The sequence below is a fragment of the Marinibacterium profundimaris genome, assembly GCF_002210095.1.
GTDB classification, from domain to species: Bacteria; Pseudomonadota; Alphaproteobacteria; order Rhodobacterales; family Rhodobacteraceae; genus Marinibacterium; species Marinibacterium profundimaris.
Map to the genome: position 1 here is coordinate 483,545 of NZ_AQQR01000003.1, position 20,223 is coordinate 503,767.

Below are 20,223 nucleotides of genomic sequence, written 5' to 3' on the forward strand. Positions count from 1 at the left end.
CGGATCAGAACAGGAAGAATATGTCCGGCGCATCCTCCAGGGCCAGCCCGTTGAACCGGACCGAGCCCGCGCCGCCCAGATCGGAGAGATCCAGCAGGGTCGACCCGTCCGGCAGCTCCTCCATCGCCGAGAGCACCTGTGCCATCCCGGTATCCGGGTCTAACCCGTAATCCGTCAGGTCCAGCGTATCGCTGCTGAGGTCGAAGTCACCGATCCGGTCGTTTCCGTTGCGGATGTGCATGACAAAGACATCCGATCCGCTGCCGCCCAGCAGAACGTTGTCGCCCCGGCCGCCGATCAGCACGTCGTCGCCCGGGCCACCGGCCAGCAGGTCTGCGCCGAGCCCGCCGATCAGCCTGTCATCGCCGGGCCCGCCATTCAGCGTGTCCGCGCCACGGCCGCCGCGCAGCACGTCGTCTCCGCTGCCGCCCAGCAGGATATCGTTGCCGCGGCCGCCCAGCAGGTAATCCGCGCCCTGCTCGCCCCGCATCACGTCGTCCCGGGCGCCGCCCCATATGGTGTCGTCGCCCTTGCCGCCGCGCAGATCGTCGGCGCCGATGCCGCCCATCAGCAGGTCGTCTCCGGTGCCGCCTTCGACGAGGTCGGCGCCCCGGCCACCAAAGAGCCGGTCATCGCCGGGCCCGCCATTCAGCGTGTCCGCGCCACGGCCGCCGCGCAGCTCGTCCGCGCCGATCCCGCCCTTGAGCACGTCGAAGCCCGGACCGCCCCGCAACTCATCCATCCCGCGCCCGCCGATCAGCACATCCGCACCGGTGCCGCCGGTCAGGGTGTCGTCCCCGGCCCAGCCCCGCAGTTCGTCCGCACCTGCACCGCCAAGGACCACGTCGTCGCCCGCACCGCCGGCAAAGGAGTCGTTGCCCTGCCGCATCCGGATCTCGCCGTTGTAGCGCCCCGGGCCGCGCGCGATGTCGTCGCCCGCGCCAAAGCCGATGTCGCCCCGGATCAGACCCTGGTTCACAAGGGTGCCTGTTCCGGTGTCCAGGCTCAGAACCGTGCCATCGCCGGCCAGGCTGAGAATGCCGTCCTCGCCGATCACCGCGATGCCGCCGGGCCCCTGCATCCGGACACCGCTGTCGCCCCGGAAGATCGCCTCGCCATTCACCAGCAGGCGCGAGCTGCCGGCCTCGTCCGGCAACACCGTCACGCCGAAGGCTCCCCCGTCGACATCCGGCAGGCTTGAGACGAACCGGTCTCCCGCGCGCACCGCCGCCGCCGTCTGTACCACCAGAGGCACGTCGGCCTCGCCTTCCAGGCGGCCGGTCAGCCCTTCGGACACCGGGGTCAGCCGGACCGAGATGTCGTCGAAATCGCGGCTGCCGGCGCCATCCTCGAACGCAAAGAAGGACTGACCCAGCACGCGGACGCTGTCGCCGTCGCCTTCATCGCCGTTCTCGGCCGGAGCAAAGAGGACCTCGCCCGTATCGGTCAGCACGACCGGCGCGTAGAACCCCGTCTCGCCCGCGACGGTCCAGGTATTCGCGTCCCGGAAATTGCCCGCGCCCCGCATGGAGAACCCGCCGTCCAGATTGGCGCGCAGAGTGGCGTCAAAGCCCGCCTCGTCCTGGCCGACGCCGCCGACCGACCAGCCGCCGTCATCGTCTATGTCGACCTTGACGAAACCAAGCCGGTTGCCGCCCTCGGCGTCCCCGGCCAGGTCGACACGGATCTTCTGCCCGGTGCGGACGAAGACGAAAGGCTCGCACGTCTCCCGCTGGGCATCGGCCAGCTGCGCGGCGTCGGAGAGCGTGTTGTCGACGTCCACGTCAAGCACGTGACCGCCGACCTCGACCCTGGCACCGCCGTCGGATTCGGGCGTGGCGACCGCCAGATCGCCCCGGGCATTGCCATCCGCATCAAGCGAGACGAAGCCCAGCCGCGCCTCGGTGGGCAGGTAGAGGCTTTGCATGCCGTGCAGCGCCTCGCCGCCGTCCGGCAGGGCCAGCGCGCCCAGGGTCAGGACCTTGGCGTCCTCAACCGAAACGCCGCCCGTCGCGCCCGTCTCCGCATGGATCAATGCGCCCTTGGCGTCGGTCAGCACAACCGCCACGGCGGCACCGGCCACCTGCGGCGCTTCGGCGGAGCCGATCCGGACCCAGTTGCCGGCGACGTCGGGCCCGCTGTCATTGGCGATCTTCAGCGCCCGCCCGCCTTGCGCCAGCGCAAGGGGCTTTTCGGCCACGTCGACAGTCAGTGTCAGCGGGCTGCTCTGCGCACCGATCGGGATCATCTCGTCGTTGGTGCCCGGCAGAAATTCGGTCATGGTCACGGTATAGGTGCCGTTGCCCAGGGCCTTCGCCTCGGTCATCCATTGCCCGTCCAGGTCCGACCGGGTGGTCAGGAACGGCACCGCGGCCCCGGCTCCGGTCAAGGTGCTGATCTGGGCATAGTTCAGGGCGCCAACCTTGTTGGAATAGCTGTCGATCCACTCAGAGACAGAGGCCGATGCCGCCTTTGAGTTGTTGAGGCCGGTCCAGCCGAAGGCAACCTCGGCGCTGGTCGCCGTTGCGCTGGTGTTGATCTTGTCGCCTTGCCCGCTCAGCGCGGTGAAGGTGGTCCCGTCCAGCGTGCCGACAACGGGCGCCGTCGGGGTCCGGTCCGGGGCCAGGTCGGTATTGATCGTCAGCAACTCGGACGGCAGGGTCGAACTTGAAGAGCGCAGGAAGTCGATGGTGAACGTCGGGATCCCGCTCGCCGTGGAGGCCTGTGGCGCGATCGTCGCCAGCCCGTCGATGGCCAGCGCACCGGACTGACCGTCATAGGCGGGGTTCAGGAAGTTGGTTCCATCGGTCGTGGTATAGAGGTTGAAGGTCTTGGAGGCCTCGTTTTCGCCGATGGTGATCCGGGACCAGTGGACGCCGGCCTCCATCCCCGGGTAATTGGTGATCAGCAGGCTGCCCGGCGGCGTGTCGGTGCCGCTGGCGACGGCCTTGTAGTCCCCGTTGGCGTCGACGTCGATCTTCCAGTTCTGCCAGAGCGGCGTGGCGTCGTCCGGGGTGATCGTGACGGATTGCCAGTCTGCAGCGCTGCTGCCATCCCCGCTGACGAGGAAATCCAGAGTGATCGGTGTGTCGCCCTTCAGCACCATACCGGCATTGGCCAGGTTCAGCCCGACCGACGCGCCGGAGGTGTTGGTGGTCCCCGCCGGCGCGGTGACATATCCACCTGCGTCCGGGGCGATGTAATTGTCGATCTCCGGCGCCACGTATCCCTCGGGCGTCTCGTCGTCGTCGAAAAGTGTCAAAGAGATCTTCGGTACGTTCTGCGACGTGCCCGGCTCCGAGACCGAGATCAGCGGATCGCCCCGGTTGTACTGGGCCATCAGCCCGTCGGAATAGCCCGAACCGTAAGAGTTGGAGATGTCGAAGAAGACCTGCGAGTAATGGTCGAAGAACGTCGGCACATAGGCCGACTTGGTCGAGGGATCCTGCGCCATGTTCTCGCCAAAGGCATAGGTCGGATCCCAGTTCCAGTTCTGGCTCAGGTCGATCGGCGTGTCGTCCAGCGGGTTCAGGGACTGCCCCTCCACCCCGTAATAGCCGGCGGTGAACCCGGTGAGGAACTGCTCCAGCACGGCGCCCCACTGGTTGTTCTCGCCCGTGTTCATCGTGGCTTCTGCGCCAGTGCTGTTGTTGACCGAGGCGTGATTGAAGATCTGGTAGGGCGTGTCGGAGCCGGGCGCGTAGACGCCGACATTGCCAAGCGTGGAATAGATGCTGTTGGCGAGGTCGTCTTCGGTCAGGCGGATGTCGCCCTTGATCTGGCTGCTGTCCTGCGCGCGCAGCCAGAAGACCTTGTGGGTGCCGTCCCACTCCAGCGCATAGGCGTAAAAGCCGCTGTTGTGCCAGATCTGGTTGGCATCCGGCGCGCCGTTGAAGAAGCCCGAGATCACGATACCGTCCGCCGATTTCAGATCGTCCAGGTAAGGCAGCCAGTCCGAGGCCTGGTAGTCGTCAAAGCCCTCTGCCACCGAGGTGGTCGGCGACACCGCGGCCCGGTTGTCGCCCTTCAGCGGCCCGTCGGAATAGGTGTCGACAGACCCCGACGCGGCCTCGTCCAGCTTGTCGAACAGCGTCTTGGCCGGGATGCTGTAGCCTTTGGAGGAGCTGCCGTCGGTATAATCGACCTTCAGTTCCATCGGCAGGCCGAAGCCGTTCACCGAGGTCAGGTTGCCCACGTCATTGGGCGAGCCCTGAAGCGTGACCTCGAAACTGTCGTAGCGATAATCGTTCGCTTCTGCATTGCCCCAGTTGATGTCACTTTCCTGGGTGATCACCTGGCGCAGGTCCGCAGCGCCCGACCCGGCGCTTTGGACCAGGAAGTAGACCTTGCCGCCGATCAGCGGCTGCAGGACACCGTTCACCGTGTCCGTCAGCGGGATCTCGGTCACGCCCTTATTGCCGACGACACCGTCCGAGACAAGCTCGGTCCACATCGGACCACCGCCGACGTTCTTGTTGAAGTAGACCGCATAGGCATTCACGCCTGGCTCTCCCAGCGTCTTCTGCAGCGCGTCGCTGAGCGTGACCTCAAGCGTGGTGGCAACCGCGGACGGGACCGTGGGCGTGGAAGTTCCGGGCACAGAAAGCTTCGGCTTGGGCGTCTTGCCCACGGGTTCCATGGGTTCGGTTGCGGGGGTGTCTGTTGCGTCGGCCATGGTGCGGGGCCTCCTTCAGTTTGCTTAGGTGGCGGCAACCTCTGGACAGGCGGTAAACACCTGTGCAGTGCCACGGTTGTCGGCCAGGTCGGCGAACCGCGTCCTCCCTCTGATCGCGCGGTGCCTGGCCAGGCACAGGCCCAGGCCAGGCCGATACTGCCTAGCAAGAGTAGTACATAGTGTTAAGAACCAAGCCGACCGAAACCGCGACGCCTTCGAAACAATCGATTTCTGAAAATGGAAATGGGGCGGTAACCGGACGCAAATTGCGCGATGAATGCGGTCGTTCCGTGGCAGCCCCGGCCACAAGGTACACGGGGGCACTTTTACGGCCGGGGCATGGCACCGGCCTGCCCCGCGCCGATGCATTCGTCCGCCGCCCAGCAAATCGGCGTCCCTCCGGCAATTCGCCCCTTTCGCCAGCGCCGCGCCGGGCGCGCCGGGATTTCCCCGCCAACCCGCTGGAGGCGCGCGGCGTTCTCCGCTGACCTCGCTGCCATCGCCGGGGCCTCCATGACCGGCCGTCCCGACGGGCTTTCGCACCGTGTCCGGGGGCGGCCCGCCGGCGCCCATGCCTGACCAGACTTCCCCACGAGGACCTACCATGCCGCAGCCGTTTCACCTTTCCTACTTCCTGCAGGGCTCCAGCGTTCATGCCTGGGGCTCGCCCTTCATCGGCACGATCGGGCAGGACTGGCAGAGCGCCAGCTTCTTCAGGGATCTCGCGCAAGGGCTGGAACGAGCCTGTTTCGATTACCTGCTGATCGAGGATTCGATCTATGTCGGCGAGAACTGGCAGAATTCGCGCGACCTGTTCCTAAAGACCGGCCTGTGCATTCCCCGGCAGGAACCTTCGGTGGTGGCCACGCTGCTGGCCGCCTCGACCTCGCGCCTTGGCATCGTGCCGACGCTGTCGACCTTCGCCTACCACCCCTACCTCACGGCGCGGATCACCGGCTCGCTCGACCAGATCTCGGGCGGGCGCGCAGGCTGGAACATGGTGACCGGGTCCTCGGATTTCGCCGCGCAGAACTTCGGGATGCAGGCGATGCCCGAACACGACAAGCGCTACGAGATGGCCGAGGAATATGTCGAGATCGTCAAGGGCCTCTGGGGCAGCTGGGCGCCCGGGGCGCAGGTCGGCGGGCTGGAGCCAGGCGAGGAGAGCGGGCAGCTTTTCGACCCCTCGAAGGTGAACACGATCGATTTCGAGGGCGAGTATTATGCCTCGCGCGGGCCGCTGAACTCGGGCCCGACGGTACAGGACCGGCCGGTGATCGCGCAGGCCGGGGGCTCGAAGATGGGCATCCGCTTTGCCGCGCGCCATGCCGACACTATCGTCGCCGCGCCCGACGGGGCCGAGAACATGCGCGCCTACCGCGAGCAGGTGCGCGCACAGATGGTGGAAAACGGGCGCGATCCGGACAGCTGCAAGGTGCTGTTCCTGGTCTCCCCCATCGTGGAGGAGACCGAGGAGATGGCGCGCTGGAAATCCGAACAGCGCCGCGTCGAGGCCGAGCAGAACATGGATGTGCGGCTGGCGCGGCTGGGCTGGACGATCAATATCGACTTCTCGGAATTCGACCTGGATCAGCCGGTGGGCGAGCTGACGACCAACGGGCACCAGACCACGCTGAAGCAGTTTCTTGAGGCCGCCGGCCAGAACACCCTGCGCGAGGCGGTGCTGGAGCGGGCGACGAAAGGCTACGGCGTGGACCTGGTCGGCACGCCCGACAGCGTCGCCGCGCAGATGGAGGAGGCGATGGAGGTCGCCGGCGGTGACGGCTTCCTGATCGCGCTCGGCGACCTGTCGCGCCGGTCACTGGCGACGATCACCGACGGTCTTGTCCCGGCGCTGCAGCGGCGCGGACTGGTCCGGAAGAAATACGAACACGAGATGCTGCGCGACAACCTGCTGGCCTTTTGACACAAGCGGCCGGGCCGGGTCCGGACACGGGCCTTCCCACTTGGTCAAACGCATAAATATCGCCTTGAAACCTTCTGTCATACATAGATAATTCAGATCTTTCGTGCCACGCTTCCTCGCTCGCCACGACCGGGGATCCAAGGTGTCTCACGGCTGACACGCTGGGGCGACAACCTGCGGCCAGAGGCTGGAACCGACCAGGCTTTCGGTCCAGAACCCTGTGCACAATGGGCATCGCGGCGGGCGGCCCCGCCCGTGGGCCAAAGGCAGAAGACGACAGGAAAACGCCATGACACAGCCCCACGTCCGCCGCCGCCCGCATCGCCGGGCGACCCCTCTGCGCGTCTTCGTGCTGCTGCTGACGCTCGTCCTGGCCACCTTCGCTCCATCCGGCCTCCGCGCACAGCAGGATGCCACCCGCGACGCGCTCCCGGACCCCTATTCCGAGGGCTGGTCCCCCGTGCGCACCGACAGCCCGCGCGACACGATCGCCTCGTTCACGCGCGTCTCCGGCGACCTCGAGGCGATCGTCGGCGCCTATCTCGAGGACCCGTCGCTGGACCTTTTGGCCGAGATCGCGCTGCTGTCGGACGAGCTGGTCTTCCTCATCAACCTCGAGGACGTCGCCACCGCCACCCGACGCGAGACCGGGATCCGGACCTTCGAATACCTCATGGACATCTTCGGCCGCATCGGGGACCCCGACCCGCTGGATTTTCCCGACGTCGACATGATCGACCAGATGACCACCGGCAGCATGCGGATCCCGCAGACCCCGCTGCGGATCGAACGCATCACCGAGGGCGAGCGCGAGGGCGAATACCTGTTCTCGGCCGCCACCGTCCGCATCGCGCCGCGTTTCTTCGCGGCCATCCGCCACCTGCCCATGGACAGCCCGCTGGAGATCGAGAGCTGGTCCGCCTTCGGCCCGCAACAGACCGGGCCGCTGGTGCCGCCGGAAGTGGTCGAGCTGATGCCCGACGCGCTGAACCGGCCCTGGCTGGACACACCGGCCTGGAAGGTGATCTTCGAGGTCGCGCTGCTCGCGCTGTTCGGCACGGCGCTGCTGGCGCTGGGACGCCTGCTGCACGCGATCGGCCGCGGAGCGCGCGTGACCGATCTGGTCCTGCGCACCGTGCCGCCGCTCCTGGCGATTTATGGCACGACCACGCTGCTGCCGTTCATCGCCCGGCAGGTGCATCTCTCCGGCTCCTTCGCCAAGCTCTACGACGCCGTGCTGACCGTGATCACCTACGGCGCCATGGCCCTGCTGTTCTGGCTGGTGGTGCGGATCATGGTGGAAAGCGTCATCCGCTCGCCCCGGATCCCGGACGAGGGGCTGGATGCCGACCTGCTACGGCTGGGCGCCGGCACCTTCGGGCTGATCGGGGCGCTGATCTTTCTGGCCTTCGGCGGCCAGGCCATCGGCCTGCCGGTGCTGAGCGTGGTCGCGGGCCTCGGGATCGGCGGTCTCGCCGTGGCGCTGGCGGTCCGGCCCACCTTCGAGAACCTGATCGGCGGGGTGATCCTTTATATCGATCGGCCCGTGCGCGTGGGCGATTTCTGCACCGTGGGCAGCCAGCAGGGTACGGTGGAAGGGATCGGCATCCGCTCCACCAAGCTGCGCGCATTGGACCGGACCATCATCTCGATCCCCAATGCGCAGTTCGCGGACATGCAGATCATCAACTGGGCCCAATGCGACCGGATGCTGATCAACGAGACTGTGGGCCTGCGCTACGACACCAGCATGGACCAGATGCGCCATGTGCTGGCTCGGCTGCGGCGGATGCTGCATGCCCATCCCCGGATCGACGGCGACACGGTGCGGGTGCGGTTCTCGGGCTTTGGCGACAGCGCGCTGAACGTCAACATCCGGATCTACGCCGCCACCCACGAATGGAATGACTTCCATGCGATCCGCGAGGATGTCTTCCTGCGGGTCTTCGACATTATCCGCGAGTCCGGCACCGATATCGCCTTCCCCTCGCAGACGCTCTACATGGCCCGCGACACCGGCCTCGATCCGGACCGCAGCACAGCCGCCGAGGCCGAAGTGCAGGGCTGGCGCCGGTCCGGGACCCTCCCCTTCCCGCGCCTGTCCGAGGCCGAGCTCGACCGGCTCGCGGCGACACTGGACTATCCGCCCTACGGCAGCCAAGATGCCGGCGGCCGAGAGGAAGAGATCGCCCCGGAACGAAGCGAGCCGCTCTCCGCCGACCCGGAGGACGCAACGGCGGAGACCACCGAGCGTGCTCCGGGGACCGATCGCGGGACGTGACACGGCCGGACCCGGTGGCGATGGCGGCGATGGCGGGTGGACACCCGCCGGGCTCAAACAGGCACCCCCCCGCACGCCCGGCCCCACCCGGACCGGTTATGCGCCGTCGGACCGCGAGGCCTCGGCAAGTTCGAATTGCCCTTGCGTCAGCCTCGCCTGATCCGGAAAGCCCCCCTTTTCGGCGGAACTCCCCTGGAAATGAAGCGGGAACACGCCCGGAATCCGGCCAGTACCATAATCCGTACTGGACCTCGGGTCTGAGCCAGCTAGGAAGGGAAAAAACCAAGGCTGCGGGCGAATCGCGGCATACAGGCAGATCAGGAGCATCAGGTTCACGTGCAACGAGACCGCAGCCGGGCCCGGCGCGACACCGCGTCGGTCGACGTCGTTCCCTTCCGCATCCGGGGGCGGTTCCTGACCGCCATCGCCCTGCGGCTGGAAAATGGCCCGATCGACGAGGCCTTCTTCACCGCCCTGGACGACCAGCTTAAGAGCACGCCGCATCTTCTGGCCGAAGCGCCCATGGTGCTGGATTTCGCCAATGTGCCGCAGGGGCTGGACCCCGACGAATTCCGCCACCTGGTGGACCAGCTGCGCCAGCGCAAGGTGCGCGTCTTCGGGGTCGAGAACGCCGATGCCCGGCAGCAGGAGACCGCCTCGGAGCTGGGGCTGATCCAGGTGCAGGTGGGCCGCGACGCGCCCCTGCCGCGCGACAGATCGACAGGCCGGTCCAAGGCGGACCGGCTGCTGCCGCCCGACAACAAGGTGCTGACCCGGCCCGTACGCTCGGGCCAGATCGTGGTGGCCGAACGCGGCGACCTGACGGTGATCGGGCCGGTGTCGTCGGGGGCCGAGCTGGCCGCCTCGGGCAGCATTCACGTCTACGGCCCCCTGCGCGGCCGCGCCATCGCCGGCGTGCACGGGGACGAAACCGCCCGGATCTTCTGCCACAGCCTGAATGCCGAACTGCTCGCCATCGCCGGGCTCTACCGCACCAGCGAGAGCATCGACGACGGGCTGAGGAACCGCAGCGTCCAGGTCTTCCTGGACAAGGACAAGCTATGCATGGAGGCGCTCGGATGACGACGCAAATCAAGGAGGAGGCGCCGCTGGGCAAGGTGATCGTGATCACCTCGGGCAAGGGCGGCGTGGGCAAGACCACCTCGGCCGCGGCGATCTCTGCCGGGCTGGCGAAGCTGGGCCACAAAACGGTGGTGATCGACTTCGACGTGGGCCTGCGCAACCTCGACATGATCATGGGCTGCGAACGCCGCGTGGTGTTCGATTTCATCAACGTGATCCAGGGCGACGCAAAGCTGAAACAGGCGCTGATCAAGGACAAGCGCCTGGATACGCTGTATGTCCTGCCGACGTCGCAGACCCGCGACAAGGACGCGCTGACCCAGGAAGGCGTCGAGGCGGTCCTGAACGAGCTGAAGGCTGAATTCGACTATATCATCTGCGACAGCCCCGCCGGCATCGAGCGCGGCGCGCAGATGGCGATGTATTTCGCCGACGAGGCGATCGTCGTGACCAACCCCGAGGTGTCCTCGGTCCGCGACAGCGACCGGGTGCTGGGCCTGCTCCACAGCAAGACCCGCCGCGCCGAGGAAGAGGGCTCGGAGCCGGTCGAGGCCCGCGTCCTGCTGACCCGCCACGACCAGGCGCGGATCGACAAGGGCGAGATGATGACCGTCGAGGACGTGCTCGAGATCCTCGCCGTGCCGCTTCTGGGCATTGTTCCGGAAAGCCAGGCGGTGCTGCGTGCCTCGAACGTGGGCACGCCCGTCGTGCTGGGCGACCCCAGCGCCGCGGCCAGCGCCTACGAGGATGCGGTCGCGCGGATCACCGGCAAGGACATCGAGATGCGCGTCGAGGCCGAGCGCGCCCCGGGCCTGTTCCAGAAGCTCTTCGGGCGCACGGCATGAGCTTGTTCGGTTTCTCTCTCCGGCCGCGCCAGAAGAAGCCGGCCCAGGTCGCGAAGGACCGACTCCAGGTCCTTCTCGCCCATGAACGCGGGCGGGGCGCCGATACGGCGGATTTCCTGCCCCAGCTGCAGAACGACGTGATCGCCGTGATCCGGAAATACGTCCAGGTCGCGGACGATGACGTCGATATCCGCATGGAACGCGGCGACGAGATCTCGAGCCTTGAGATCAATATAGAGATCCCCGCCGAGGCGCCGAAGAAACAAGCCGCCCGCAGCTGAGGGGGCGGCAAAGAGGTCTGACACCGCGCGCGGCCGCCGCCCGTGGATCAGCCTTGCAGGACTGCGGACGCCGGGCCCTGGCACGGGGCGCCGGCGTGTCGGTGTGATCGGCTCTCAGATACTCAGATACTCAGGTGCTCGATGATCTGGGCCTGGGTATCGGGCCCCACCTGCCCGGCATCGTCGATCACGCCCAGCTTCAGCACGGCCCAGCGATCCGCGATGCCCAGGACAAAGGACAGGTTCTGTTCGATGATCAGGATCGTCGTGCCACGGCTCTCGCGTTCATCCTTCAGCGCGCTGGCGATCCTATCGATCACCGTCGGCTGAAGCCCTTCGGATATCTCGTCGATCAACAGCAGGCTTGGCCGGGTCATCAGCGCCCGCGCGATGATCAGCATCTTCTGCTCGCCGCCCGACAGGGTGCCTGCCCTCTGCCCCAGCCGTTCCTTGAGGAAGGGAAAGTGGCCATAGACATGCTCCAGCCCCTCGGCCAGCGCCTTGTCCGAGGGCAGCGCCAGCCGCAGGTTGTCGCGGATCGTCAGGTCCTGGAACAGCGGCTGGTCCTGCGGCGCATAGGCGACCCTGGCGCGCACCATGTCCTTCGGCCCCAGCTTTCCGGCCGGATCCGCGTCCAGCAGGATCCGCCCCTGGCGCAGAGGCAGCAGCCCCATGATCGTCTTCAGAAGCGTCGTCTTGCCCATGCCGTTCTTGCCCATCAGCGCAAAGACCTCGCCCGGCCGGATGTCCAGTGTCAGGTCCTTGATGATCTCGACGTTGCCATATCCGCTGCTCACGCCCTCCAGCGCGAGCTTGGCGGTGCGCAGCTCGGTCATCTCATCCATGGTGGCCTCCGGAGTAGATCTTCTTGACGATGTCGCTGTTCACGACCTCCCCGACCGTGCCGTCCAGCACCAGGCGGCCCTGGTGCAGCACCACGATCCGGCTGGAGATGTCGCGCACGAAATCCAGGTCATGCTCGACCAGGATCGCCGCCATGCCGCGTTCGGCCGTCAGCGTCTTCAGCACGGCTCCGATGGTGGTGCGCTCGGTCTTGGTCAGGCCCGCCGTGGGCTCGTCCAGCAGGATCAGCTCCGGTTCCAGCGCGACGACCATCGCCAGCTCCAGGCTCTGCTTCTGCCCGTGCGACAGAAGCGAGACCGGCGCGTCCAGCATCTTGTCCAGCCCCGTCAGCTTCAGGATGTCGATAGCCGATTGCGACAGGCCCAGCGTGTCGGACACGGTCACGAAGCTTGGCGCATCCAGCGAAGTGCGAGCCATGCGCAGGCATTCGGCGACCGTCAGGCTTTCGAACACGCTGGCGACCTGGAACTTGCGCCCGATGCCGCGCGCGACGATGTCGTTGGGCAGCATGCCGGCGATGCTCTCGCCGTTGATCCGCACGATGCCACCCGAGGCCGCAGCGCCATCGGTCATGCAGCGCATCAGCGTGGTCTTGCCCGCGCCGTTGGGGCCCACGAGGCTGACCAGTTCGCCGGGACGGACCGACAGGGTGATGTCCTCCAGCACCTTGTGGCTGCCGTAGGATTTTTCCAGCTTCTCGATATCGAGCAGCGGCGCATCGCCCCTGTGCGCCTTGCGCTGCACCGGCCGGGCCACGAGATCCGGCACCACGGCGGCCCTGCGGCTTTGGCGGAAGCCTGTGGCGAGTGCGGCCAGCCCGTTGGGCAGGAAGATGATCATCACCACGAAGAGCGAACCGATCAGCAATTGCCACAGGAACGGCAGGTCACCCGACAGCTGCGCGCTGAGATAGCCGATGCCGATCGCGCCCAGCACCGGGCCGATGATCGTGCCACGCCCGCCAAGGGCGGTCCAGATCACCAGCTCGGTACCAAAGACGAAGCCCGCGTTCTCGGGCGCCACGACACCGGAGGCATTGGCGTAAAGATACCCCGCCAGCCCCGTCACCCCGGCCAGCGCGGCGGTCAGCGCGATCTTGATGCGCTGGGTGTTGATCCCGAGATAGGCGCAGCGCGTTTCGTTGTTGCGGATCGCGGTCAGCACCCGGCCCGCATCGGACCGCACGAAGATCAGCGCCGCCAGCGCAACGGCGACAAGGCAGAGGCCTGCAAGCCGGAAGAAACCTTCGAGACCGAGGGGCAGACCCCAGTACCCCACGAGGCCCGAGCTGGAGCCGGTGAGCGTCCCGCCGGAGTAGATCAGCTGCGTGATCACGATGGGCACGACCAGCGATATGATCGTGGCGTAGAAATCCGACGACCCGGGGTAGAAGGTCAGCCAGCCGACGGCGGCGCCCAGGATCATCGGCACGAGGATGGCGACCGGCACGGCCAGCGCCAGCATCAGCGGCGAGGATCCCACGTGGGTCAGCAGCATCGCCGTGGCATAGGCCCCAACCCCGAAGAAGGCGGCCTGCCCGAAGGTCAGGATCCCGGTGAAGCCCCACAGCAGGTCGACGGTGATCGCGAGGATCGCGAAGATCATCGCGCGCGTCAGCACGTTCAGCGCGAAACGGTCCAGCACGTAGGGTCCGAAGACCACCAGCAGCACGGCGGCGGCGGCCAGGATCCACAGCAGCCGGGCCCGGCGCGCGACGGGCACGGCGGCGGTCAGGGTCATGTCGGATGTCGTGTCAGGCACGGGCGAACCCTTTCGGAGAAATGCGAAGGATGACGGCGGCCAGCACCGCGACGGTCACACCGCCAAGGATCGGGCTGATGTAGGTCGAGACGATCACCTGCGCCCCACCCAGCAGCAGGCAGGCCAGCGCCAGAGCGCCGAAGCTTTGGCCGGCGACCATCACCAGCATGAAGGAGCCGACCAGCCAGGCCACGCCCATGGTCGGATCGACGCTCGTCAGCGGCGTCAGCAGGACGCCCGCAAGCCCGGCAAGCCCGGTGCCGATCATGAAGGTCACGGTGCGGATCTTTGCCGTATCCAGGCCAAGGCCCCGCGCCAGCGTCTCGTTCATGATGACGGCGCGGGCCGACAGGCCCAGCCGCGTGCCCTCCATCAGCAGCGAGAAGCCCAGGCCCAGGACCACGGCGGCGACCAGTGCGAAGATCCGATATGCGGAATAGGAGGTGCCGAGAATGTCCATCGTCCCGGGGATCAGGTTGGCGGTGAACTGCACGTCGCGCCCGAAACCCAGCGTGATCAGCTGGCCAATGACGATGCCCAGCCCCCAGGTCGCCAGGATCGCGTCCAGCGGTCGGGAATAGAGCGGGCGGACGATGAAACGCTCGGTCAGCAGGCCCAGCACCGATCCAGCGATGAAGGCCACGGGCAACGCCAGCCAGGGGTTCAGCCCCGCCTGCCCCACCGCCACGGCGCAATAGGCCCCCACGGTCAGCCAAGCGCCATGGGCGAAATTGATGATCTTGAGCACGCCGAAGATGGTCAGCAGCCCGGTGGCGACGATGAAGAGGATCGCCGCACTTGTCGCGATGTCGAGAAGCAATGTCATGGTCGGCGGGTCTCCGTCACCGGGGTGGATCCGGCGGCCACCAGGGCCGCCGGTCAGGGTCAGCTCAGAGGTTGGGACATTGCTCGCCCGGATCCACGTTCTCGAAGGCCTCGACCACCGAAACGGAGCCGTCCGCCTGCACCTGGCCAAGGTACATGGTCAGCGGCGCGTGATGCTGATCGGACATCGAGATCGTGCCGCGCGGACCGGTGAAGGAGACTTCTCCCAGCGCGTCCAGCACGCCCCTGGCGTCGGTGGAGCCCGCCGCCTCGACCGCTTCCTTGTAGAGGTAGACCGCCTCGTATTGCGGGACCGACAGGTCGTTGGGGGTGCGCAGCTCTTCTCCGAACTTGTCCTTCATCGCGGCCAGGAAGCTGGTGTTCTCCTCGCTGTCGATGCCGGTGACGTAGCTGGCCGAGATCAGGATGCCCTCGGCCTCTGCGCCCATGCTGGCGGCGGTGCCTTCGTCCACGGCAAGGTTGGCATAGGGCAGATCGACGCCCGCGCCGCGCAGCTGCTTGGTCAGCGTCACGTTGGGCGCGCCACCGGCGGTGGAGGTGATCAGCGCATCCGCGCCCGAACTTTTCAGCTGCGAGATGATCGCCGTCCAGTCGGTGCCGTCCATGGGCAGGTATTCCTCGCCCACGACCTCACCGCCGGTCTCGGCGATATAGGCGCCCGCGAATTCCAACATGCCGCGCCCGAAGGCATAATCGCTGCCGATCAGGAAGAATTTGGTCGCGCCTTCGGACGAGAGGTAATCGACGATCGGCGGCACCTGCTGTTCCGGCACCCAGGCGTTCACGTAGAGGAACGGGTTGCAGGATTTGCCCTCGTAGAACGAGGTGTAGATATAGGGCACCTTGCCCCGCGACACGATGGGCAGACCGGCGTTGCGCGCCGCACTGGTCTCCATCGAGATCAGCACGTCGACCTCGTCGCGGAAGACAAGGCTGTCAAAGGCCTTCTGCGCCCCCACCGCGCCCGAGCCGTCATCGGCCACCACCAGCTCCAGCGGCCGGCCAAGCACACCGCCGCCGGCGTTGATCTCTTCCACCGCAAGTTCGGCGGCCTGCACCACGGACGGCGCCACGACGCTGTTGGCGCCCGACAGGCCCACCGGCACGCCGATCTTGATCGGCTCGCCGTCCTGGGCCAGGGCCGCGCCGGCGATCATCGTGCCGGCGACGGTTGCGAGGAATTTCGATGCTGTCTTCATGGTGTGTTTCCCTGTTCTGGTTGCGTTGGTTTCGATGGGTCCCGCGCCGCAGGGCGGCTCAGGAATAGACATCCCGCCGCCGGTCCGCGTGGACGTCGTTGTACTCGCTGATCTTGCGCGCCGCCGCGATGCCGGAGGGGTCGACCTCGGCGATCAGGATCCGTTCCGAGGTCTTGTCCGCCGGCCCGTCCAGCGCGAAGCCGTTGGGCCCGACGATCAGGCTTTGGCCGATGAAGGGCTGGCCGCGTTCGGTGCCGACCCGATCCGCGCAGGCGATGTAAAGCCCGTTGGAATGGGCCGCCGCCTTGTGCAGCGTGTTGGCCATCGCCTCCGCGCCCTCGGGCTGGTCGGGCATGGGCACCCAGTTGGTCGGCACGCAGACGATCTGCGCGCCCTTGTCCGCCAGCGTCCGGAAGGTTTCGGGGAACCAGCCGTCGTAGCAGATCGCCATGCCGATCCGGCCCAGCGGTGTGTCGAAGACCGGCAGGCCAAGGTCGCCGGGGGCAAAGAACAGCGTCTCGCGGTTCCACAGGTGCAGCTTGCGATAGCCGCCGATGAACCCGTCGGGCCCGCAGAGCATGGCCGAGTTGTAGAACGCGTCGCCCGCCACCTCGCAGAGGCCGGAGACGATCCAGACGCCAAGTTCCGCCGCCAGCGAGCAAAGGAAATCCGTGCTCGGCCCGCCCGGGATCGGACCGGAGAGCCGCGCGACCTCCGATTGCGTTTCGAAGACATAGCCGCTGTCGGCGAGTTCAGGCAGCACCATCAAGCGCACGCCTTGCGCATGGGCGGCACGAATATGCGCCTCCATCGCTGCAAGGTTCCGGTCCACGGCGCCGAATTCGGGTTCGAACTGGATCGCCGCGACCTTGAAGGCGGAACCGGGGACAGGGGTCATTTTCAGTGCTCCAAACGCAAAAAAGCCCCTGACGCGGTGCGCGACCGCGGTTCAGGGGCTACATAGCCGGTATTTGAGGCGGCAACCCTGCCGCCGAGCATTCACTGCTCTGTCTTCAGGGTGACACCGGGCCCCGTCACGTTCAAGTGGAAGCTTTCAGCAGCGCCCGGGATTTTCGCGCTACTTTTTCGGCAGTTCTGAATCGCGCCCGCCGCGCAGGCCCAGCCGCGCCATGGTCTCGTGCGCCGTCACGATGTCCTCGGCGATCGAGCTCATCGTCACCCGTTCGGTCGTCGCCTGTTCGCGCAGCAGGTTGTAGGCGTCGTCCTCCGACATGCCCTGCACGTCGACCAACAGGCGCACAGCCTTGTCCACCAGACGCCGGCCCTTCAGCGTCTCTTCCAGCTTGCGCACCTTGGAGTTCAGCCGCCCTTCGGCCCGCCTGCGATACCGGGCGAGCGTGAATTGCGTGAGGATGCCCAGCGGGCGAAGCGGCTTCGACATCACGCCATGGGCGTTCACGTCGAAGATGGATTGCAGCGTCGTGGGGCTTTCATAGGTGACCACGGCGAACACGGCCACGTCCTGCCCTTCCAGCAGCTGGATCATCGCCGGCACGTCCACGTCATCGACACTGATGAAGACCGTGTCCGCGCCTTCGGTCAGCGCGGCGGGCGGCGGCCAGGTGCCCTGTACCTCGCAGCCCAGCCGCTTGAGATGGCCGATCAGCAGCTGGCCGTCCTCGTCCCTGGGGTGGATCACCTGCACCCGGGCGCGGCGCAGCTCATCCAGGATCCGGCGCGCGCCCTTCATGACCAGAGCTCCAGCGCGGTTTCCTCGATCCGCGTGGTGGCCAGGTAGGGATCGGGGCGCACCGGCGCATTTCCCTCCCAGACCACGTCAAACAGCCCGTCAGCCCGCGCAACTCCAATCCGCGGGGTCAACCACAGGTGCCGGGTCTCGGGATCCACCCGCACCAGCCCCTCGGGCGCCTCGAATTCATCGCCCAGCGGGGCCTGCGACAGGCGGCGCGGGTCCATAACGCCGAGCCGGTCCAGCGCCCGGGCAAAAAGCTGCACCTGAAGATAGGCGGATTCGGACCAGATCGAGGTCGTGGCCTCGGCGCCGAACCGCGCCTTGAAGGCGGCGACGAACCGGCGGTTCACCTCTGTCTCCAGCGTCTGGAAATAGGTGGAGGCCAGCACGTGCCCCTCCACGCGGTCGCGCCCAATCTTCGCCATCTCGGTCTCGGCCATGGTCAGGCTGGCGATGGGATGCGCCGCGCGGTCGATCCCGGCCTCGTCATAAAGCCGGTAGAACGCCTGCGCCGAGGTGCCGATCATCGTGGAAAACACCGCGTCCGGCTTCTGGGCGAGGATATCGCGCAGGATCGGGTCGAGATCCTCGACCCCGGCGCCCAGCGGCACATAGGCCTCGCCCACGATCTCGCCGCCGCGGGCTTCGATCAGATCGCGCATGATGCGGTTGGATTCACGGGGGAAGATGTAATCCGACCCGACAAGCGAGATCCGCCCGCCATGGGTGTTCACCAGGTAATCGGCCAGCGGCAGGCAGGTCTGGTTCACCGTGGCGCCGGAATAGACGAGGTTCTCGCAATATTCGAACCCCTCGTACATGGACGGGTAGAACAGCAACCCGTTGTAGCGTTCGACGATGGGCAGCACCGTCTTGCGGCTCGCCGACATGGAACAGCCGAAGATCACGTCGACCTCGTCCTCGGCCAGCAGCTGGCGGGCGTATTTCAGGTAGCTGTCGTTGCGCGCGCCGGGATCGTGGATCACCGGCTCTATCGGCTTGCCGCGGATGCCGCCGGCGGCGTTGATCTCGGCGATGGCCAGCTCGGTGCCGCGCAGGTGCTCCGTCTCGGTCACGTGGGTCGTGCCGCTTTCGGAGAACAGCACGCCGACGCGCCATGCGCCTTCGGTCTTTGATGTCATGGGACTGCTCGGGCTCCAACCTTGTCGGAGCCCGAACCTAGGCAGGCAATCCCCCGGCCACAACCCGGGCGTTCACAGGCGCGCCCTGCCCCCGCCCCTGACGGGCCGGCGGGCGGATTTACGATGCTCAGCCCGCCCGCTTGCGGCGGTCGGCCTGAACCTGTTCGGCCGAGGGCGTGGCCAGGTCGAAATAATCCAGCGTGCCGGCGTAACCGTTGCCGCCCATCCGGCCCAACGCATCCAGCTTCTCGTGATCCGAATAATAGGTGTCGAGGTCGATGATATCCTCGCGCACATGGGCCATCACGATCTTGCCAAGGATGATCTCGCGGGCCGAGCTGACCTCGATCCCCAGGTAGCGCTGGCATTCGAAGGCGACCGGCGCCTCCTTGATGCGCGGACAGGCGACCTGAACCCCTGGCACGGCGGTCAGACCGGCCATGTCCAGTTCGTCCACCTCGGGGCCGAAATTGGCGGCAGTCACAGACATCGGCCCGACATTGGCGCGGTCCACGATGTTGACCGTGAAGCATTCGGTCATGCGGATGTTGTAGGCCGTGTCCTTGAAGCTGCGGTCGGGCTTGTTCTCGACCCCCAGCGCGAGGATCGGGGGATCGGCCGACAGGCAGTTGAAGAAGGAATAGGGCGCCGCGTTGACCACGCCCTCGGGCGAAATCGTCGTCACCCAGGCGATGGGGCGCGGCACGATGGTGCCGATCATGACCTTGTAGGCCTCGCGCGGGGTGAGATCCGAGAAGTTCAGCGCGTGATGGGTCGCGGTTTCGCTCACGAGGCCAGTTCCTTTCCATAGCGGGACAGGATCGATGACACGCTGTCCTGTTTCGGTTCAAGCTCGGCGCGGCCGGCGACGGCGCCAAGGTGGTGATCCATAAGGGACGTGGCGCGGCGGGTATCGCCATCGCGGATCGCGGCGATGATCTGCGAATGCTCGTCTACCGCGCAATCCGAGGAATGGCTTTTCGCGTACATCGCCATGATCAGCGAACAGCGCAGCACGATTTCCGAGACATAGCGCGCCAGCACGTGGTTGCCGGTCAGCTCGGCCAGAAGGATGTGGAATTCCCCGGCCAGGCGAATCGAGACAGGCCCGTCCTTGCCCTTGACGCTTTCCTCGCTGCGCACATGCGCCTCGAGCTGGTCATAGCCGCTGCGTGGCATGCGTTCGACCAGCAGGCGGATCACCTCGGCCTCGAGCGCGCGGCGCACCTCGAAGACATGCTTGGCTTCTTCCAGAGAGGGCTCGGCGACAAAGGCGCCGCGGTTGCGACGCGTCACCACGAGCCCCTCGTTTTCAAGGCGCACCAGCGCGTGGCGCACGATGGTGCGGGACACGCCGAACTGTTCGCCCACCGTGTCCTCGGGCAGGCGCATGCCCGGCTTCAGGGCCTGTTCGATGATCGCACGGCGCAGCAGCTGGTGGACCGCGTCCGTCAGGGTCGTCTTGTCACTCATTGTCGGTGTCACGTCCGTTTTCAGTGCAGAGGGCATAGCGTATCCATCGACTAACGTCAATTGGATACAATCCCCTTGCCAGATGAGAAACAATCGTCCATGTCTAATGCATCGTATCCAATCGGGGTGATT

Annotated in this window: 15 protein-coding genes; 5 read left to right on the forward strand and 10 right to left on the reverse strand. The window is 66.6% G+C overall.

Translation table 11 applies throughout. The annotated features are described in order from the left end of the window. Nucleotides 1-4 precede the first annotated feature (4 nt). A complete protein-coding gene (locus ATO3_RS29460) occupies nucleotides 5-4,675 on the reverse strand; it encodes a calcium-binding protein (protein WP_088649757.1) in 4,671 nt (1,556 codons plus the stop codon). 604 nt (nucleotides 4,676-5,279) lie between these two features. Between ATO3_RS29460 and ATO3_RS10335 the strand changes: the two genes are divergently transcribed. The 5 genes from ATO3_RS10335 (at nucleotide 5,280) to minE (ending at nucleotide 11,092) form a co-directional block, all read left to right on the forward strand. Beyond that, nucleotides 5,280-6,602, forward strand: coding sequence for an NtaA/DmoA family FMN-dependent monooxygenase (locus tag ATO3_RS10335; protein WP_088649758.1), 1,323 nt, complete (start codon nucleotides 5,280-5,282; stop codon nucleotides 6,600-6,602). Between the two features lie 289 nt (nucleotides 6,603-6,891). Then, a complete protein-coding gene (locus ATO3_RS10340; protein WP_088649759.1) occupies nucleotides 6,892-8,883 on the forward strand; it encodes a mechanosensitive ion channel family protein in 1,992 nt (663 codons plus the stop codon). A 336-nt stretch (nucleotides 8,884-9,219) separates the two neighbouring features. Further along, nucleotides 9,220-9,966 carry a septum site-determining protein MinC gene (gene minC / locus ATO3_RS10345; protein ID WP_088649760.1) on the forward strand — a complete coding sequence of 249 codons (747 nt, stop codon included), beginning with the start codon at nucleotides 9,220-9,222 and terminating at the stop codon, nucleotides 9,964-9,966. After that, on the forward strand, nucleotides 9,963-10,811 hold the full coding sequence (minD, locus tag ATO3_RS10350; RefSeq protein ID WP_088649761.1) for a septum site-determining protein MinD: 849 nt from the start codon (nucleotides 9,963-9,965) through the stop codon (nucleotides 10,809-10,811). Before minC ends, minD begins: the two co-directional genes overlap by 4 nt. Then, a complete protein-coding gene (gene minE / locus ATO3_RS10355; RefSeq protein ID WP_198963244.1) occupies nucleotides 10,808-11,092 on the forward strand; it encodes a cell division topological specificity factor MinE in 285 nt (94 codons plus the stop codon). The genes minD and minE overlap by 4 nt, the downstream gene beginning before the upstream one ends. Before the next feature lie 122 nt (nucleotides 11,093-11,214). Here minE and ATO3_RS10360 read toward each other — a convergent pair whose 3' ends face one another. The 9 genes from ATO3_RS10360 to ATO3_RS10400 form a co-directional block, all read right to left on the reverse strand. After that, the gene (locus ATO3_RS10360; protein ID WP_233152096.1) at nucleotides 11,215-11,937 is read right to left on the reverse strand and encodes an ABC transporter ATP-binding protein; all 723 of its coding nucleotides are present in this window, start codon (nucleotides 11,935-11,937) and stop codon (nucleotides 11,215-11,217) included. After that, the gene (locus ATO3_RS10365) at nucleotides 11,930-13,696 is read right to left on the reverse strand and encodes a branched-chain amino acid ABC transporter ATP-binding protein/permease (protein WP_088649763.1); all 1,767 of its coding nucleotides are present in this window, start codon (nucleotides 13,694-13,696) and stop codon (nucleotides 11,930-11,932) included. Before ATO3_RS10365 ends, ATO3_RS10360 begins: the two co-directional genes overlap by 8 nt. Nucleotides 13,697-13,709: 13 nt before the next feature. Continuing rightward, nucleotides 13,710-14,543 carry a branched-chain amino acid ABC transporter permease gene (locus ATO3_RS10370; RefSeq protein WP_088649764.1) on the reverse strand — a complete coding sequence of 278 codons (834 nt, stop codon included), beginning with the start codon at nucleotides 14,541-14,543 and terminating at the stop codon, nucleotides 13,710-13,712. Between the two features lie 64 nt (nucleotides 14,544-14,607). Then, nucleotides 14,608-15,762, reverse strand: a complete 1,155-nt coding sequence (locus tag ATO3_RS10375; protein ID WP_088649765.1) for a substrate-binding protein — start codon at nucleotides 15,760-15,762, stop codon at nucleotides 14,608-14,610. 58 nt (nucleotides 15,763-15,820) lie between these two features. Then, nucleotides 15,821-16,660, reverse strand: a complete 840-nt coding sequence (locus tag ATO3_RS10380) for a nitrilase family protein (protein WP_088649766.1) — start codon at nucleotides 16,658-16,660, stop codon at nucleotides 15,821-15,823. A gap of 180 nt (nucleotides 16,661-16,840) precedes the next feature. Beyond that, a complete protein-coding gene (locus ATO3_RS10385) occupies nucleotides 16,841-17,473 on the reverse strand; it encodes an ANTAR domain-containing response regulator (protein WP_088649767.1) in 633 nt (210 codons plus the stop codon). Continuing rightward, nucleotides 17,470-18,618 (reverse strand): transporter substrate-binding domain-containing protein, encoded by a 1,149-nt coding sequence (locus tag ATO3_RS10390; RefSeq protein WP_088649768.1) that lies wholly within the window; start codon nucleotides 18,616-18,618, stop codon nucleotides 17,470-17,472. The genes ATO3_RS10385 and ATO3_RS10390 overlap by 4 nt, the downstream gene beginning before the upstream one ends. 127 nt (nucleotides 18,619-18,745) lie before the next feature. After that, nucleotides 18,746-19,408, reverse strand: a complete 663-nt coding sequence (locus ATO3_RS10395; RefSeq protein WP_198963245.1) for a flavin reductase family protein — start codon at nucleotides 19,406-19,408, stop codon at nucleotides 18,746-18,748. Continuing rightward, nucleotides 19,405-20,091, reverse strand: coding sequence for a GntR family transcriptional regulator (locus ATO3_RS10400; protein ID WP_088649769.1), 687 nt, complete (start codon nucleotides 20,089-20,091; stop codon nucleotides 19,405-19,407). Before ATO3_RS10400 ends, ATO3_RS10395 begins: the two co-directional genes overlap by 4 nt. Nucleotides 20,092-20,223: the final 132 nt, after the last annotated feature.